Below are 16,663 nucleotides of genomic sequence, written 5' to 3' on the forward strand. Positions count from 1 at the left end.
AGATTCTTCTGGTTTAATGAAGTCACTCGAAATGCCCTCCTTGGCGGTTTGTTTGTTTCTTGTACAACCAATTTATCGCCTCTGGACGGGCATTTCGAGCTCTTTCTCTTACAAAACCTCCTAAATCGCGCTTATATTGGGCCTAGATAGCGTAATCAAACATCTCGCCCTTGGGGATTCAATCAAACAAAGCCTCCGCAGGTGGCAGAGCTACTTCGCTCGCGCCCGTGAGTCGCTCAAAAAGATCATCGACCTATATCGCAGCAAAGAGAATATCGATTCACGCTTGGAAGGATATGAGTTACTCGATGTCAATAATAATATTCACATCGATCCCATGCTTGCCGAGGCACTCCTTCAATACGGCGATAAAACAGATATTACTATATCAAGGCTTCATCGACCTGGACAGAATACCAACAATTCCCCACTCCATACTTTCCTAGAGGCCATTTCTCATGATGAGAAGGAAGGCTATCTATGCGTAGATATCGCCCGCAGCATCCTCTCGCCATTCGCAAGATATCGGGCATCTAGGTTCTTGCCTGTTGATTCAATTCGCATCAATCCAGCGGCAGTCCGGATACATTCGGGAGAAAAGCCAAATGCCAAGAATGAAATAGTGCCGGCAGGTCTTGATATCGTTATAACATATTGGTGGATCGAGAGTTGGGCCGATGAACTCTTCCGCCTCATTCGCTATCACAACGAAAAGGATTTTTATGATTTGGGATTTCTTGATGTCATTCGTTTTAACATTCCATTGTTTTTCTCAAAACTAAATACGCCCATCAAGCGAAATAAAGATCCAATCCCAGTTATCCGTTTCTTCTACAAGAAACATACTATAAAAAACAATGAAACCAATAACTTAGATAATATTGAAGCAATTGATTTCGTGATCGGCAAATTGAAAAGTGCATCTTCCCGTTTTCCATTCACATCGGAAAATATCAAAGCACTCCGCTCATGCTCTCCTTCTTCTATACACCAGAAGAAACTTGATCGGCCCCCGCAACCAGAATGCGCATTCTATGAAACCGCTGATGGGCTAATCCCAGGCAGTTTTGAGATCCTGGCGATCCTTAATACCTTTCTTGACCTGGAGTAAAACGCTATGTATTCGAACATGGAGCTGGCGCATTTAACAGGCATACCATTGGGCAGAGTTTCTGGATTATGTAATTTGCTTGTGAATAAGGGGATTTTGATCTTTGATGAAGCATCTGTTCAATATTCACTCTCCCCGGATCCCAAAACTCGTCAAATTCTTGAAATTTTGCGGGAACAGCTTCAGGACCCAGCGCAATCCATCGAAATACGATCCAAAATCGAGGATATTCTAGCGCTTGGTAAACCACTGGCTCTATCTCGCCTAATTCATGAAGATACATTTCGTGACATTGGTGTCCCGGGTTTGAATAAAATTCTTGGTCGCGATGACCCACAGATGATTTTTAATAAGGATTTCTCATTAATAGCGGAGGATGGTCTTCCTCGAGGACATTGCTATCTTGTTAAGGGGGCTCCAGGAACTGGAAAAACAACATTGGGTATTCAAATTGCACTCCGCCATGCAAATCGACGAGCCAGATTTCTGACATTTGAAGAGGATGTAACTCAGCTCCTGCACGATATGAAACCCTATATCGCTTCCAATGAAGACGTGAAGTCAGAAAAGGTGCCGATCGGGTGGAATCGACATGATCTTAAGAATATTATACGTCCACTTCGGAAAATTCGGGCTCCTCTTGTGTGGAAGGATCCAGAAGCCGTCATTGATGAGCTCACGGCACTACTCGACCGCGAATTGCCCAAGTTAATAATTGTCGACTCCATCAGCCGCTTTCGGGATCTTGCAGACAAGGAACGTGCGCGCCATGTTCTTCGTAGATTTATTCGTATTCTAAAAGCACGGCGTATTACAGCTATATTTTTAGGTGAAGACAGGGGCGAGGAAAATGCTTTTGAGGATTATGAGGTTGATGGGATTCTCGAACTTGAATGGATTGGAGATATTATCTATTTAACTGTCGCCAAACTTAGGGGTCAAAGATCTTTTAGGGGTCCCCATTCAGCAAAACTAATCAGTGCTGAAGAAATCAAGATGCAACCGCCTTTCCTCATATCTCGAGGCAATCATAATAATCATGGCCCCCACCTGACAGTTGGCTTCAATGTCTTCCCCGATATCTCGGTATATACAGAGCAGTTGAATAATGAGGAGGAAAAAGAAGTCCCCCTAAAGACCATAGATACCGACTGTAATGGCAATCAAAAGAGAAATATACTAGAAATGGTCGTTATTAGTAGCGGCACAGAGGGCCTTGATAAACTTCTACCGGTACGTGTCCCCAAAGGAGGGCCAGATAGTTCCAGGGACAAGAAATCAAATACGCGTCAGGCAAAGGCCACATTAAACCACCCGGAAAATAATAGCCCTGATATTGGAAAGAGTTTCGGTTTCAAGCGTGGTGAAATCGTCTTGCTTGTGGGAAGTGCCGGCTCGGGTAAAACCCTTCTCGGCCTCAACTTCCTCATTTCCAGACCCGACACGAAGAATATCGTGAACAAGATCAATGAAGGAAAGGGGGATATTAATCACAAATCCATCTGGCTCAATCTTGAAGGCAATATTGATACACTTCGATTCGCTGTGGCTGGTTTCGAAGGTCAAATTGGAGAAACTCTAAACAACGCACTCCATGGTGCAACAAATAGTGGCTCACTAGGGCCTTGTATAATTAGACACTATACTCCACTAAATCTGGATCTAAACCGTCTCATTTATGAACTAGAAATACTCACAAACCAAGATGATTACAAAATCGATCGTTTGGTTATTGACTCTGTAACTGAGCTTGAACGAAGTTCTGCCAAAGGCCAACCTGACATTAAAACCTTTCTATCCGGCTTGATTGCCTATCTTCGGGTCAAGAATATTACTACAGTCTTCATCAGCCGTTCCGACACATTTTTCCGATCTATAGACAAAATTGAAGAGCAGGTTTCTTCCTTGGTTGATCTGATTCTCTGTATCCGCAATTTTGATATCCATAATGAAATCCATAGAGGGATTTATGTGCAAAAAGCCAGAGGACGGGTACACACATCCAAGATTATGCGAATGACAATTGATGCACGGAGCGGAATTTCAATTGATGATAGCGGATGGGATCACGAGAATCTCCTTGCCGGAGATACACGTTCCATACAACGACCGGAAATATTCTTCAAACTATTCTATGAGAACAAAGCGGAAGAGAATGTTAATTCAGCGATTATTAAGGATTTTAGATATAATCGATATCCGGGAGGAGAACCCAAATTCACGCTTGTTCGAAAGCCAAGTATCTATACAGAATTCTGGTCCTTTCGCGGGCAATACAGCGCCGGGCATGCAAATACCAGGGTCCTTAGTATTGCAGATTATGTTCTGTCAGCCTTTCGAGACGCCGACCGGCTGGATGGTTTGAAGAACTATGTTAAGGGCGATTTGATCTATCGCATCAAAGGCCAGGATCACTTAAGGCGCCTCTACCTCCCTCCTACAGGCCAAGAAGCACCTCAGAAAGTATCCACTTCCAACACACATAATCCTGACGAATCACTCTTGATTGATGCGATCCCCTGTTATCGTGACTGTGGTTTCATGGCATATAAGAACCCAACATTTTCGGACAATAATCATAATTGCTCGACTAATATCAGAGATTCCATTCAAGAGCTAATCACATTACAGAGTAATATGGATGAAGTTTGCACAGAAATACACGCCCAAAAGAAAGCATCCTGGTACAATACTTCTTATAGTCCCGCAACACTAAAATATTACACCTGGCCGAAACTCCTTAAATGGATTAAAAGCTTTAATAGGTGTTTAAAGGAGATCGAAGGCGAACATGACGAATCAGACAAGACTATTGCCTTCGCTTTCCCACCCCTGGACCATCACTCTGAATTTGTGGCCTTTTTCATGGAACTATTATGGAGTTTTGGCGGCGACATCTTTGAAATCCAGATCAACAACGTTTTCCATAAAACCAATTTCCGAGAGAAATTTCGCAACAAAATCAGAGATACTATAATCATCGACCTTATTGATTACTACGCAAATAAATGCGAAGCAGCATTTAAAAGACCAGATTGCAATGCTAATGGTAGTGACAATAATAGATGGAAAAGCCAGTTATTAGAGACTTTTACGAAGATTCTACAAAATGAAGGAGACGATTCGAAATGCAACAATATGGATGTTTTAAACGATTTGAAGTCCAAATTTAAAGAATACGGATTTCTTGACCGGGGAATTGAATTTAAGGATGTGTGTCACTGGATCGCGACCTTCGTAGAAAGCATACGAGACAAGGAAGAGGAGGATGGCGTTCTAGATTGGGAAAAACTCGCGAACGCCCGTGTTCTAAAGCTTAATGATCCGCCCTTTGTTGAATCTCTCACCTTGATCCTCCAACTGATTGTCGATGCCGGAGTAAAAAATCCCTGCGGTGGGGATTTCCGCGACAGGGCGGTCCTAGCTCGCTACTGGTACAGCCTTCTGCCCAAAAGGGGGGTGCGCAGAGGACTTCGTCAACGAGATAAAAACTACCACATATTGCCCCTGCCATTAGCTCCTATCGATATGAGTCCAACAGTCAAGGAAATTGGAACAATTTACAGAAGTGTAACCTGTGTAACATACTGGTTCCTTGCTATGTTAAAGGGTGCTTTATCTCCTGAAATAGGTGGCAATTTCATCGAATCAATGAGTTCACCGGATTATTACAACCATCGTCTTAGAGAAAACACAGGAATCCCCATTCTCGACTGGGAACTAGAAAAGGAGGAGTATGTACGCCTTGATCCTGAAGCATACAATGTAACAAGAGGGATCATAGACACCGGAATGAGATACGAGGCAACGCTTGAGAATATTTCAAAACACATATTTATGCTGATGAACAAGAGAGATGCACAATCTTCTCCGGAAAATTCTCCTGTTGAAAACCCCATGCAAAATTCGGAGCAAAGTGACAATGATGAATCGAAATCTTACATGCATAAAGTCCTCGATAATGACCCTGCTTGTTTACCTCGCGAATTACGGGAAGCTTTCAGCAACAAGTCGGAGAAGAAACACAAAAAGAGTACGACGAATATCTTAAATTCTCGCAAATACTTCGCCAAGGCTCGGCAGACCAGAATAGCGTTTTATCAAATCGAGCAGGCTCTTCATCACGAGTTGCGCCAATTCTTAGATACAAGCAATCTCGAATCGATAAAAGCCAAGAATGAAAATGCCATCGAAAAGGAAAGTCCTCATAAAAGCAAATTGGAAGAGAAAAAGAGGGCGTTTGAAGGTTGCATAAGCAATCAGAAAAAGGACAATTCAGAGGGAAGGGATTCAGGCGAAGTCGCAAGACATTGGATATTGGATGGTATCGTAAAGGAAACCAGTGACAACTTCCGATTGCATATTATTTTTGAGCTGATTATTTACTTCTACCGCTGGGACCGAGATAAAAGTATAACATCCCCATATATCGGGGGAGATTAATTGAAGGCAGGTAGTGATTATCCAATGGATATAGTACCTTTTACTATTTTTACTTTTAGCAGCACCATTGTCGCTTTTGGAAATGGGGGAGAATCCATCCATCTTGAAGAAGGGACAGAGATGGATTTCTATTGCTGTGACATCTACGGAAACGAGGGTGGAGACTGGGTCGAATTGATTCTGGATTCCTATCTTCTCAACGGCAATATCTCTTACGATCCATTATTCTGCCATCCGGAGAGCGGCAATTTCACGCTTCAAGATTGCTCGCCCTGCCTACCGAATGCATTCCCAGAATCCGGTTGTTATGGATTTATAGGAGCTTGCCCCGAGACCGGGTGCAGCTGCTATGTTCCTGTGGCGCCGACAAGCTGGGGCCGAATCAAGTTGATGTACCAAGATTGAAATAGGACCCATCATGGAGGGCATAGGCCGCCGCAATTCCTGATCCGATCGCCATGGCCGATGCCTCAGTATTGGGATACAGTCCCGTCTCCCGCCCTCTAGAAATTCGATAAAACATCCTGGTCGTCGTCATCATCCAGAGGAATCTCTTCTTCTGGAGTTATTCGCGGCGGCCTACACCTCCGGCTCCTCTCTCTCTCCAGCGATTGGATCAACCGAAGAGGGGGCTGGTCCGTTTCCGGGAGGGTACCCGGGTAGATATTCGTTGTGAGAAAAGCATTGGTTTGGGATATCTCTTTTGTCAATTTATAGCCTTGCACCATCCTTTTCAGTTCTTCCGCTTGGGCCGCCAGCTCTTCAGAAGTACTCGCCGATTCTTCCGCATTGGTCACATTCTGCTGTGTCAGCTGATTCAGCTGATCAACAGCGGAGCTGACCTGTTCGATCCCCATCTTTTGCTGGTTTGAAGCTTCCGCGATTTCCGCAACCACCTCTGTGACTTTATCAATCTGCTCGTTAATCTCTTCGAGGTTTTTTGTGACCTCTTCATTGATCGTGACGCCTTCATCCGCATTCTTTACTGAATCCTCAATCAGCTGAGCCGTTGTCTTGGCCGCTTCGGCGCTGCGCAGAGCCAGATTCCGGACTTCATCAGCGACCACGGCGAAACCCCTTCCGGCATCGCCCGCCCTCGCCGCCTCAACCGCGGCATTGAGCGCCAGCAGATTGGTCTGAAAGGCGATCTCGTCGATGGTTTTCACAATCTTCGCTGTTTTATCGGCTGAACCCTTAATCTTAGCCATCGCACTGGAAAGGTTCTGCATATTGGTTTCTCCCCGTTTTGCCCGGGACCGCGCGCCATCGGCAAGATTGTGGGCTTCCTTGGTGTGGAGCGCGTTTTGTTTTGTGGCGGATGACATCTCTTGGAGGCTGCTGCTGATCTCCTCGAGCGAGCTGGCTTGTTCGGCCGCGCCCTGCGCCGACGCCTGGCTCCCCGCATTGATCTGAGCGGCCGCCGAGGTGACCTGGTCTGACGCCATGGCCACTTGGTACAAGCCCTCATTGAGGTTCTGAACCGCCGTATTCAACGCCTGTTTAATTTTTGCGTAATCACCCTTGTATCGTCCTTTGACGTAGGTGGATAAGTCTCTGGATGCGACCCTGGTTAAAACTTCCGCCGATTCATTAACCGGATTGATGACCGCGTCCAGAGTCTCGTTGATGCTCTGAATCATTTTCGCGTACTCACCTTTGAAATGTGTCGTATCCCCCCGAACATTCAATCGCCCTTCAACCCCCGCTTGAGCCAAGACCGCCATTTCTTGATTCATCATTTTCAGATTCTTAATCATTTCAGACATGGCCTTCCCCAGGCTATCCCGCGCCGACGTGATTGGAACCTCGACGGTCAGGTCACCTTCCGCAATGCGGCGCGCCACATCGGCTTTGCTCTGCAGGGAGGCGCTCATCTCGCGGAAGGCTTCCGCCAGACTCCCCACCTCATCATCCTGTTGAATATCGATTTGCTGCTGGAGATCCCCCTTTGCAATTTTCTGCGCCAAATCTCTTATTTTCGTGATCGGGCCGGAAACATTTGCGGCGATACCAAGGGCGAAAAGAATGAGAGCGCAAATTGTGACAATACCGACAATGACGACGGCGTTTCGGATTTTATGGATAGGTCTTTGAACTTCAGACAAATGAATTTCAGAGATGCTGGCCCATTTCGAGCCCATAATATCAATCGGACTGAAGCAGGTGAGATGGACCATGCCATCATGATGTGTGATGACGGCTTTCCCGGACCTTCCTTTATGGGCCGCCGAAATCGCCTCGGATTCCACTTTGTAGATACCGGCCTTTTCGAATGTCGAAACCTTTTCAGAATACTCCTCATCTTCGAAGTAGGAATTTGAGCGCAGCAACCCATCCGCGCCCACAAGATAGCTCGTTCCGGATTTCCCCATCCCGGTTCTTTCCCGCATGATCAAATCGATTTGTTCCATGGGAAGCTGCATACCGACAACCGCTGTGATCTCCCCGTTGGAATTCCTCAGTGGGGCCCCCATAAAGGCGACGGGTTTCCCTTCTCGCGGTGGATAGGGTCTGAAGTCGACGAAGGATAACTCTTCGGTCTCCAGAACCGTCCGCCAGAGTTCTCCCAATCCACTGCCTTTCAATGGGCCGGTTCGAAGGTTTTGACCGAGGTCGTCATCTCCCCGGGTTGTATACAATACATGGCCGTGTTCGGAACAAATGATAAAGGTGTCATCATAGTGGTAGGTTTCGTTGAAGACTTTTAGGTATTCACCGTAGGTCGTATAGAGGTAGTGATATTCATCCGACTGGATGGGATACGCATTCTCGTAGCCGGCATTCCCCCAATCCTTATGGGCCTCGAAGGCGCGATAGGCGGATTTCACATCGGGATTTCGCGCGAGGAGTGTGAGATCATTCCGGCAACGGTCAATATACTCCTCTATCTGAGCCGATTTGATCTTCTGCACCGTCTCCAGATGTTGGAAAGCCTGCGTCATCATTCCCTTTTCCGCGCGATCCAAACTGAACCACGCAACAACGATCAAGGGCAATAAACCCGCCAGTAGAAACGATCCGATGAGTTTCGGTCTCATCCGAAGATCCTTAAACCTCATCACCGACCTCCATTGATAGCCAAATCTGGGTGCCGACCCTGGCAGCCGACTTTGGCGGCCATACAGAGCAAAACGCACCAAATGAGTACTCTTGTAAACTCTCTTCTTCTCCTTGATCCAATCGGCTAAAGATCATTAGATCTTGAAACGATTCAAGATACCTGGACTTCTCGCGGCTGAGACGGCTGAGTTCGCAAGGCATCAATCCAGCAGGCCTGATTTTGGAAATACCCAAGAAAATCTAATATTCAAATCCTTGCGCCGCCGGGCCGATACTCCTATCGTGCCAAGCTGGTCGTGTGTTCAATCGGATGCCCTTCGCGGCCAACCGCAGGTGGTTTTGGGTCCGGATTTTAACCCGGAGTCGGTATGGAAGAGAAGAGCGGCGCACAAGAGATCCCCTCCGCTAAGGGGATCTATTCAGGCGGATTTCGCGATCTCGTGATCCGCTTTATCCTCTTTATGGCCCTGTGGCTGATCTTGTCCGGCCACTACGACGTGGAGCATATCAGTCTCGGTTTTCTATCCGTGGTCGCCGTGCTGGCGGTCAACGGCCCCGTCCGCCGCTGCCCGGTCGAAGTCGATATGGATGAAGACCGGTGGGAATTCGCACCCACCCTCGTTCACTGGGGCCATCTCCTACTCTATATCCCCTGGCTCATCAAAGAGATTGTCATGGCCAGCCTGCAAGTGGCCCAGCTCGTCCTCTCCCCCAAAATGCCGGTCGATCCGGTGCTGGTCGGGTTCCGTGTCGATCTCCGCAGTCCTCTTGCCCGGACGATGCTCGGCAATTCGATCACTTTAACGCCGGGCACTTTAACGTTGGAAATTCAGGAGGATTGGTTCCTCGTCCACGCGCTTGTGGAATCGTCCGCGGGGAGTCTGATCTCCGGAACGATGCAGAAGCGGGTTGCGGAGGTCTATGGATACGAAAAAGGAATGGTTGGTGAGGCGAAGATCTTTCGCACGATGAAGGAACTGGGCGGATGAACCACTTCTTCACTATTACCGCAATTATTCTCAGCATCGTTATGGTGCTTCCCTTCTACCGTCTTGTAGTGGGACCCACGGTTTTCGATCGTATGCTGGGCGCCGGCGCCATCGGTTCCAAGACACTCGTTCTTCTCACCATTGTGGGGATGCTCTACGGCCGCGTAGAGATGTTCATCGATATCGTCATCGCTTACAGCCTGCTCAACTTCATCGGTGTTCTTGCCGCCGCCAAATATCTCGAGAAAAAGGGAATTGAACCATGAACATTCTGGCGGTCATTCTGATTATCGGTGGTGTCTTCTTCTTGACGGTGGGAAGCCTCGGCGTCATCCGCCTCCCCGATTTTTATTCGCGGACGCATGCTGTCGGCAAATCCGACACATTGGGTCTTCTGCTGGCGATGGCCGGTCTCGCGATCTATCACGGATGGCACATTGACAGCCTAAAAATCCTCCTGGTGGCTGTCTTTGTCGGATTGAGCAATCCGACGGCCAGCCACGCCCTCGCGCGTGCGGCGTTGAGAAAAGGGCTGGCGCCTTGGACCCGGGGAGGCCGCACATGAGCTGGGTTGTCGATTTCGTGCTCTTGACGGCCACACTGGTCACCGGCTTCCTTGCCCTTCGGGTCAAAGATCTTCTGGCGGCGGTCGTGGCCCTCTCCGCCTACTCCTTCTTCATGGCTCTGCTGTACACCGTCTTTGGAGCGGTCGACGTGGGCTTCACGGAGGCCGTGATCGGCGCCGGTATCACCGGCGTTCTCTTCGTTGCGGCCATATTCGTTCTAGGTAGGAGAGCGGCGGATTGAAGATCCTATCCTACATCATCCTCATCGCCTTCGGGCTCCTCATGATCATTACGATCGCCGACATGCCGCCCCGCGGAGATATTCACTCACCGGCGGCGGAACATGTTTCCCCTGATTATATAAAGAATGCCGAGCATGACATGGCCACACCCAATATCGTCACCGCAATCCTGGCCGACTACAGAGGATATGACACGCTGGGTGAAACGACGGTTATTTTCGCGGCGGGCTTGGCCTGCATGCTGATCCTCTATCGGAAAGAGAGGACGATGCAAGAGGGCCGGAAGAAGTGATCAAGAGAACCGACAGCATCATCGTGGCCGTGATGGCCCGGGCCCTGGTTCCTCTGATCCAGCTCTACGCCCTTTATGTGCACTTTCACGGACACTCCAGCCCCGGCGGCGGTTTTCAGGGCGGCGCGCTGCTGGCAGCGAGCATCCTTCTGATCCGGATCACAATGAGCCCGCAATCATCTCATGAGCAATTCCCGGCGGACTGGGGTGTCCGCATGGGAGCCATCGGCACGCTGATCTATGCGGGGACCGGCATTCTCTGCCTCTTGGGCGGCGGCCACTTTCTCGATTACGCCCGAATGATCGGCTTCAGCGGCGAGGCGGCCTCCCTCCGTTCCCTTGGAATTACATTTATCGAAACGGGGGTTCTCTTCGCTGTCATGGGGACAATGGTCACCCTTTTTGACCGGATCATAGCGGAGGCGGAGTGATGAGCGAGGCCTTCTTGGGATACTACGCCTATGCAGCAACTGTCTTGCTGCTGCTGCTCGGCCTTTTTGGGATGCTCATGAAGCGCAATCTTGTCAAGAAGTTGATCGCCATGAACATTCTTCAGACAGCCGTCATCCTGTTTTACATTATCATTTCAACCAAATGGGGATCGACGATACCGATCCTCGAACATGCCGCTCACGGACAGGAACACGCTATCAATCCAGAACATTTCGCCAACCCCCTGCCGCACGCTCTCATGCTGACCGCTATCGTCGTGAGTGTCGCCACAACAGGCGTCTCTCTCGCCCTGCTGATCCTCATCAAGCGGCGCTTCGGCACACTGGAAGAGAATGAGATCTTGGAGAGAAGCTCGTCATGATACAGGGATCGGTGAAGGGGATGGAACGGAATTCCAGAGGGCGGCGCGATGTCTCCTAGCCTGATCCTCTACATCCCCATGACCCTGCTGGTCGGCGGGCTGGTCGTTACGATCTGTGGAACCATCAACCGCAGGCTGGCCTATCCCGTTTTCTGGGTGTTCCTTGCGGGTTCTACAATCGCCGCTCTCCTCGGGCTTCAACAGGTTCTCCGATTCGGCACGCTTCGCTATGAGTTGGGGGGGTGGGCGCCTCCCATTGGAATTGAGTATGTCCTGGATCCCCTCTCCGCCTTCATGGCCGCGCTGATAACCTGTGTCGCCGTTCTTGTGATGATCTATGCCAAGAAAAGCGCCGGCGATGAACTGCCCGGCCGCGACACTTCCTTCTATGGTATGTCGGCCCTCCTCCTTGCGGGTCTGCTCGGCATCGTTGTCACCGGCGATTTGTTCAACCTCTATGTGTTTCTCGAGATCGCCTCACTGGCCGCCTACGCCCTGCTGGCCACAGGCGAGAAACGGGCGCCGCTGGCGGCTTTCCGCTACGTCCTGTTGGGAACGGTCAGCGCCTCCTTCTATCTCATCGGGATCGGCCTTCTTTATTCCAGGACCGGAACCCTGAATATGGCCGATATGGCCGCGCAGATGGGCGGGATTACCTCCTTCCGCTCCGTACAACTCGCCGCGGTTTTTCTAGTCACCGCGATGGGCATCAAGATGGCGCTCTTCCCCCTGCACCTTTGGCTGCCCGACGCCTATACATACGCCCCCTCAACTGTAACCGGATTAATCGCGCCCCTCATGACCAAGGTCGGCGCTTATGCCATGATCCGGCTCTTACTCTTTGTTTTGGGTCCGGCTTTCATACGGGACGACCTCGGAGCCACGGCATGGATCGCCTGGGTTTCCGCCGCCGGGATCCTCGCAGGCTCCATTATGGCTATCGCTCAGAAGGATCTTAAGCGGATGCTGGCTTACAGCAGCGTCAGCCAGGTCGCCTATATCGGATTGGGTATCGGCTTGGGGAATGTCTTCGGATTCATCGGCGCCGTGTTGCACATTTTGAATCACGCCCTGATGAAAGCCTGTCTCTTCCTTGTCGCCGGCATTATCCGGTACAAGCACGGGGCCATCTCCATCCCGCAATTCGCGGGACTGGGGCGCCGCATGCCCCTCACCATGGCGGCCTTTACCATCGCGGCGCTTTCCATGGTCGGGCTTCCCCCCGCGGCCGGCTTCTTCAGCAAGTGGTATCTCGTACTGGGCGGCATCGAATCCCGCCAGTGGATTTTTGTCGCCGTGATCCTGGTTTCAAGTCTTCTAAACGCGGTTTACTTCTTTAACGTTTTGGAAAAGATCTATCTCACGCGGAAGGACGATGGCCAGGAGGATCAAGCCGGATGGGATGAAGCGCCGGTCAGCATGCTGATTCCAACCCTGATACTGGCGGTCGGCATTCTCGCTGCCGGATTGGCCAACGCCGTTATTGTGGAGGGCATCTTGAGAAAAGCCCTCCCGCCTGGAATCTAGGAGGAGTTTTTGATGAGTTGGGCGCCGGCGGCGGCCATCCTGGTTTCATTGATAGCCGCTGTCCTTATCATTTTGAGCCGCCGCCATCCGAATCTGCGGGAGGCGTGGACGCTCATTGCGGCTGTTGCCAAGCTGGCGCTTGTCATCTCCATCCTTCCCTCCATCCTGAGCGGTGGGATCATCGAACTCCGAATTCTCAGGATCGCGTCGGGACTCGATCTCTCGCTTCGCGTCGACCCGCTGGGTATCATCTTCGCCCTGGTCGCATCGAGTCTCTGGCTGCTGACATCCTTCTATTCCATCGGCTATATGAGGGGATCCGGCGAAAAGAAGATGACCCGCTATTTCGCAAGTTTCGCCGTCTGCCTCTCCGCCACCATGGGGATCGCCTTCGCCGGCAATATTCTCACCTTCCTGCTCTTCTATGAAATTCTAACGATCGCGACCTATCCCCTGGTCATCCACAAGGAGACCGAGGAAGCGATCGCGGCCGGCCGAAAGTACTTGGTTTATACATTATCGGCCGGTCTATGTTTTCTGGTGGCGGCCGGGTGGACCTATCATTTGACGGGCACCCTTGATTTCAAGAGCGGCGGATTTCTCAACAGTGTCCTGGAATCAGGCGCGGCGAGTCCCCGACAATTGCTGTTCCTCTTCGGCCTCTTTATCGCCGGGGCGGGAGTCAAGGCCGGCCTTATGCCGCTCCACGCCTGGCTGCCCTCGGCCATGGTGGCGCCGACGCCCGTCAGCGCATTGCTTCACGCCGTCGCCGTCGTGAAGGCGGGTGTCTTTGCGGTGGTGCGGATTGTTGGATTCGTTTTCGGCCCCACCCTCCTGAAGGAAATCGGCGCCTGGCAAATTTTGGCTTGGATTTCAGGTTTAACATTAATCATCGCATCCCTTATAGCGATGGGACAGGACAACCTCAAGCGCCGGCTCGCTTATTCGACGATCGGCCATCTTTCCTATATCGTCTTGGGCGCGGCGCTGCTCAGTCCGGCCTCTTGGACCGGCGCACTGTTGCATATCGTCAATCATGCCACGATGAAGATCACACTCTTCTTCTGCGCCGGCGCGATCTATGTCCAAACGCATAAGACCCAGATCAGCCAGCTCAACGGAATCGGCCGGCAGATGCCGATCACCATGGCGGCCTTTACCATCGGCGCGCTGGGATTGGCGGGAATCCCGCCCATCAATGGTTTTGCCAGCAAGTGGTATCTTGCGAAGGGAACGCTCGAGGCGGACCAGGCTGTTTTCTTGGTGATGCTCCTCTTGAGCGGCGTCATGAACGCGGCCTACTTCTTTCCGATTGTGCATGCCGCCTTCTTCCGCTCGTCGGAGGACCACCAGCGCCGTTCCGAGGCGAGCCTTTGGATGGTGGCGCCGCTTGCGATCACCGCCCTGGTCTCGATCATCCTCGGCGTCTATCCCAACGCGCTTTTCCGATTCCAGTACCTCGCGCAGACCGTCGCGGCCGCCGTCGTGGGAAATGGACCATGAAATTAAAGAAACCGACAACACGGCAATTATCCGTCGGAGGGTTTCTCGCCGCGGCGTTGATACTCGCCGGGTTCCTCATGCCGCCGGGCCATCACGCACAAACGGCGGAAGCGCCCGGGCATGAGATGATGACCCAGACAGAGAATCACAGCCTCGAAGAGGTCCACGCTTCCGGGAATCAGGGCGCCGAAGAAACACCCGGCTCCGAGGATCATGGAGGCGGATGGCTGGAGTTTCCGGCTTTCTTCGCCCTTTTCGGTTTTGTCGGGTGCCTTCTGTTGATCATTGTGGCAAAGAGCTTGGGCGCCTTATTCCTTCAGCAAAAGGAGGATATCTATGACTGATATGCCTCCCGCACTGATTCCCTTGGTCGGGGCCATTCTGCTGCCGTTGCTGCCGAAACGGCTTCGCGGATTTTTCTTCCTGGCGCCGCCTGCACTGTGTCTCTATTTGCTGACACGGCTGCCGCAAGGTTCCAGCGCCACCTGGGAGTTTCTATCTTATACATTGCACCCTCTCGTCGCCGATCGCCTGTCGCTGCTCTTTGGATCGATCTTCAGCATCATCGTTTTTATCGGCGGGGTCTACGGCCTCCACCTCAAAGACCGGTTCCAACAGACGGCGGCCCTCTTATACTATGCCGGCGCCATGGGCGTCACCTTCGCCGGTGATTACTTGACCCTCTACGCTTTCTGGGAACTGATGGCGGTCGGCTCGGTTGTCCTGATTTGGGCGCGGCGAACCGAAGAATCCTCCCGGGCGGGCGGACGGTATATCCTGGTTCATCTCGCCGGCGGCGTGATCCTTCTGGCAGGCATCCTGCTTCAGATCCAGAACAGCGGATCCCTCAGCATCCAATCCTTTCTGCCGGGCTCCGGCGGGACGGCGGCCTGGCTGATCCTGATCGGTTTCGCCCTTAATGCGGCGGTGCCCCCGCTGCATGCCTGGCTGCCCGACGCCTACCCCCGCGGCACGGTCACCGGATCGGTCTTCCTCAGCGCTTTAACAACGAAAACCGCCGTCTATGTCCTCATCCGGTGTTACTCGGGCTGGGAGGTTTTACTCTGGGCCGGCGTCATCATGTCCCTCTACGGCGTGATCTACGCGATTCTCGCGAATGATATCCGCTTGATCCTCGCCTATCACATTGTCAGCCAGGTCGGATTCATGGTGGCCGGAATCGGCCTGGGAACCGAGATGGCCATCAACGGCGCGGCGGCTCACGCCTTCTGCCACATTTTGTACAAAGCTCTGCTCTTCATGGGAGCGGGGACCGTTCTTTATCAAACAGGGCACAGCCGGCTGACGGACCTCGGCGGATTGTCAAAGAGGCTGCCCGTCGTGCTGATTCTCTATATGGTCGGCGCCGTTTCGATCTCAGGCCTGCCCCTCTTCAACGGTTTTATCAGTAAATCGATGACGATCAGTGCAGCCGAGCAGGCGGGTATCATCCCCGCCTTCCTGCTCCTGGAACTGGCCTCGGTCGGAACCTTCCTCAGCGTCGGTCTGAAGCTGCCCTATTTCACCTGGTACAGCTCTCCAAAACAGGGGCCATCAAAAGAAATTGAAATTAATCCGGCGCCGAAAAATATGATTTTGGGGATGAGCCTGGCCGCGGCCGCCTGCTTTCTGTTGGGCGTCGCTCCCGGTCTCCTCTACCGTTTTCTTCCTTATCCTGTCCACTACCAAGCTTACACTCCCGCGCATGTGGTGGGAGCGCTGCAACTTCTCTTTTTCGCCGGTGTCGTCTTCTTCTTCCTCATCCCGAAACTCTCGCCGAAACCGGGCTTCCTTATCGATACCGATTGCGCCTACCGTATGCCGGCGCCCCTGGCGCGTTTGTTGTTTGTGAAATATGTCGTCTCGGCCTTCGAGAATGTTCAAATCGGCGGCAACCGGCTGGCCGCGGCCCTGGCCCGGAGAAGCAGGAATCCCGTGGCTTTTCTCTCGGGTTTTGTCGGCCGCCCGGTGGACAAGACCCAAGCCTTCGATCCCGATCGCCAGCGGCCGCCGATTCAGGTCGCCATCTCCCTGACCCTTCTCTTCGTCGTCGTGATGGCCCTGTGGATCACCCTGCGTTGAAGGGTTTCATCCGCGGCCGTATACAAACCCTCTA

General features: G+C 51.6%; 15 protein-coding genes. 14 read left to right on the forward strand and 1 reads right to left on the reverse strand.

All coding sequences use genetic code 11. The features are described from left to right. Positions 1–136: 136 nt before the first annotated feature. The 3 genes from KJ970_07855 to KJ970_07865 are packed head-to-tail and all read left to right on the forward strand — an operon-like array spanning position 137 to position 5,959. Positions 137–1,111 carry a hypothetical protein gene (locus tag KJ970_07855; protein MBU2690830.1) on the forward strand — a complete coding sequence of 325 codons (975 nt, stop codon included), beginning with the start codon at positions 137–139 and terminating at the stop codon, positions 1,109–1,111. 6 nt (positions 1,112–1,117) lie between these two features. Beyond that, complete coding sequence (locus KJ970_07860) at positions 1,118–5,554, forward strand: AAA family ATPase (protein ID MBU2690831.1); 4,437 nt, start codon at positions 1,118–1,120, stop codon at positions 5,552–5,554. Then, complete coding sequence (locus KJ970_07865) at positions 5,555–5,959, forward strand: hypothetical protein (protein MBU2690832.1); 405 nt, start codon at positions 5,555–5,557, stop codon at positions 5,957–5,959. A gap of 98 nt (positions 5,960–6,057) precedes the next feature. Here KJ970_07865 and KJ970_07870 read toward each other — a convergent pair whose 3' ends face one another. Continuing rightward, complete coding sequence (locus KJ970_07870) at positions 6,058–8,613, reverse strand: HAMP domain-containing protein (protein MBU2690833.1); 2,556 nt, start codon at positions 8,611–8,613, stop codon at positions 6,058–6,060. A gap of 369 nt (positions 8,614–8,982) precedes the next feature. Here KJ970_07870 and KJ970_07875 point away from each other — a divergent pair, with 369 nt between their 5' ends. Genes KJ970_07875 through KJ970_07925 form a run of 11 tightly spaced genes read left to right on the forward strand, consistent with a single transcriptional unit; the run spans position 8,983 to position 16,629 of the window. Then, the gene (locus KJ970_07875) at positions 8,983–9,603 is read left to right on the forward strand and encodes a Na+/H+ antiporter subunit E (protein ID MBU2690834.1); all 621 of its coding nucleotides are present in this window, start codon (positions 8,983–8,985) and stop codon (positions 9,601–9,603) included. Then, the gene (locus tag KJ970_07880) at positions 9,600–9,869 is read left to right on the forward strand and encodes a pH regulation protein F (protein MBU2690835.1); all 270 of its coding nucleotides are present in this window, start codon (positions 9,600–9,602) and stop codon (positions 9,867–9,869) included. The genes KJ970_07875 and KJ970_07880 overlap by 4 nt, the downstream gene beginning before the upstream one ends. Beyond that, positions 9,866–10,168, forward strand: coding sequence for a monovalent cation/H(+) antiporter subunit G (gene mnhG / locus KJ970_07885; protein MBU2690836.1), 303 nt, complete (start codon positions 9,866–9,868; stop codon positions 10,166–10,168). Before KJ970_07880 ends, mnhG begins: the two co-directional genes overlap by 4 nt. Then, the gene (locus KJ970_07890) at positions 10,165–10,410 is read left to right on the forward strand and encodes a DUF4040 domain-containing protein (GenBank protein MBU2690837.1); all 246 of its coding nucleotides are present in this window, start codon (positions 10,165–10,167) and stop codon (positions 10,408–10,410) included. Before mnhG ends, KJ970_07890 begins: the two co-directional genes overlap by 4 nt. After that, positions 10,407–10,703 (forward strand): hypothetical protein, encoded by a 297-nt coding sequence (locus KJ970_07895; protein MBU2690838.1) that lies wholly within the window; start codon positions 10,407–10,409, stop codon positions 10,701–10,703. The genes KJ970_07890 and KJ970_07895 overlap by 4 nt, the downstream gene beginning before the upstream one ends. Next, positions 10,700–11,134 (forward strand): sodium:proton antiporter, encoded by a 435-nt coding sequence (locus KJ970_07900; GenBank protein MBU2690839.1) that lies wholly within the window; start codon positions 10,700–10,702, stop codon positions 11,132–11,134. Before KJ970_07895 ends, KJ970_07900 begins: the two co-directional genes overlap by 4 nt. Further along, on the forward strand, positions 11,134–11,517 hold the full coding sequence (locus KJ970_07905; GenBank protein ID MBU2690840.1) for a cation:proton antiporter subunit C: 384 nt from the start codon (positions 11,134–11,136) through the stop codon (positions 11,515–11,517). Before KJ970_07900 ends, KJ970_07905 begins: the two co-directional genes overlap by 1 nt. A 48-nt stretch (positions 11,518–11,565) precedes the next feature. Then, positions 11,566–13,044, forward strand: coding sequence for a monovalent cation/H+ antiporter subunit D family protein (locus tag KJ970_07910; GenBank protein MBU2690841.1), 1,479 nt, complete (start codon positions 11,566–11,568; stop codon positions 13,042–13,044). Positions 13,045–13,056: 12 nt separating this feature from the next. Next, positions 13,057–14,547 (forward strand): monovalent cation/H+ antiporter subunit D family protein, encoded by a 1,491-nt coding sequence (locus KJ970_07915; GenBank protein MBU2690842.1) that lies wholly within the window; start codon positions 13,057–13,059, stop codon positions 14,545–14,547. Then, the gene (locus KJ970_07920; GenBank protein MBU2690843.1) at positions 14,544–14,891 is read left to right on the forward strand and encodes a hypothetical protein; all 348 of its coding nucleotides are present in this window, start codon (positions 14,544–14,546) and stop codon (positions 14,889–14,891) included. The genes KJ970_07915 and KJ970_07920 overlap by 4 nt, the downstream gene beginning before the upstream one ends. A gap of 1 nt (position 14,892) precedes the next feature. Then, the gene (locus tag KJ970_07925; protein ID MBU2690844.1) at positions 14,893–16,629 is read left to right on the forward strand and encodes a Na(+)/H(+) antiporter subunit D; all 1,737 of its coding nucleotides are present in this window, start codon (positions 14,893–14,895) and stop codon (positions 16,627–16,629) included. Positions 16,630–16,663: the final 34 nt, after the last annotated feature.

Source organism: Candidatus Eisenbacteria bacterium, assembly GCA_018831195.1.
In the GTDB taxonomy this organism is placed as follows: Bacteria; Eisenbacteria; RBG-16-71-46; order CAIMUX01; family JAHJDP01; genus JAHJDP01.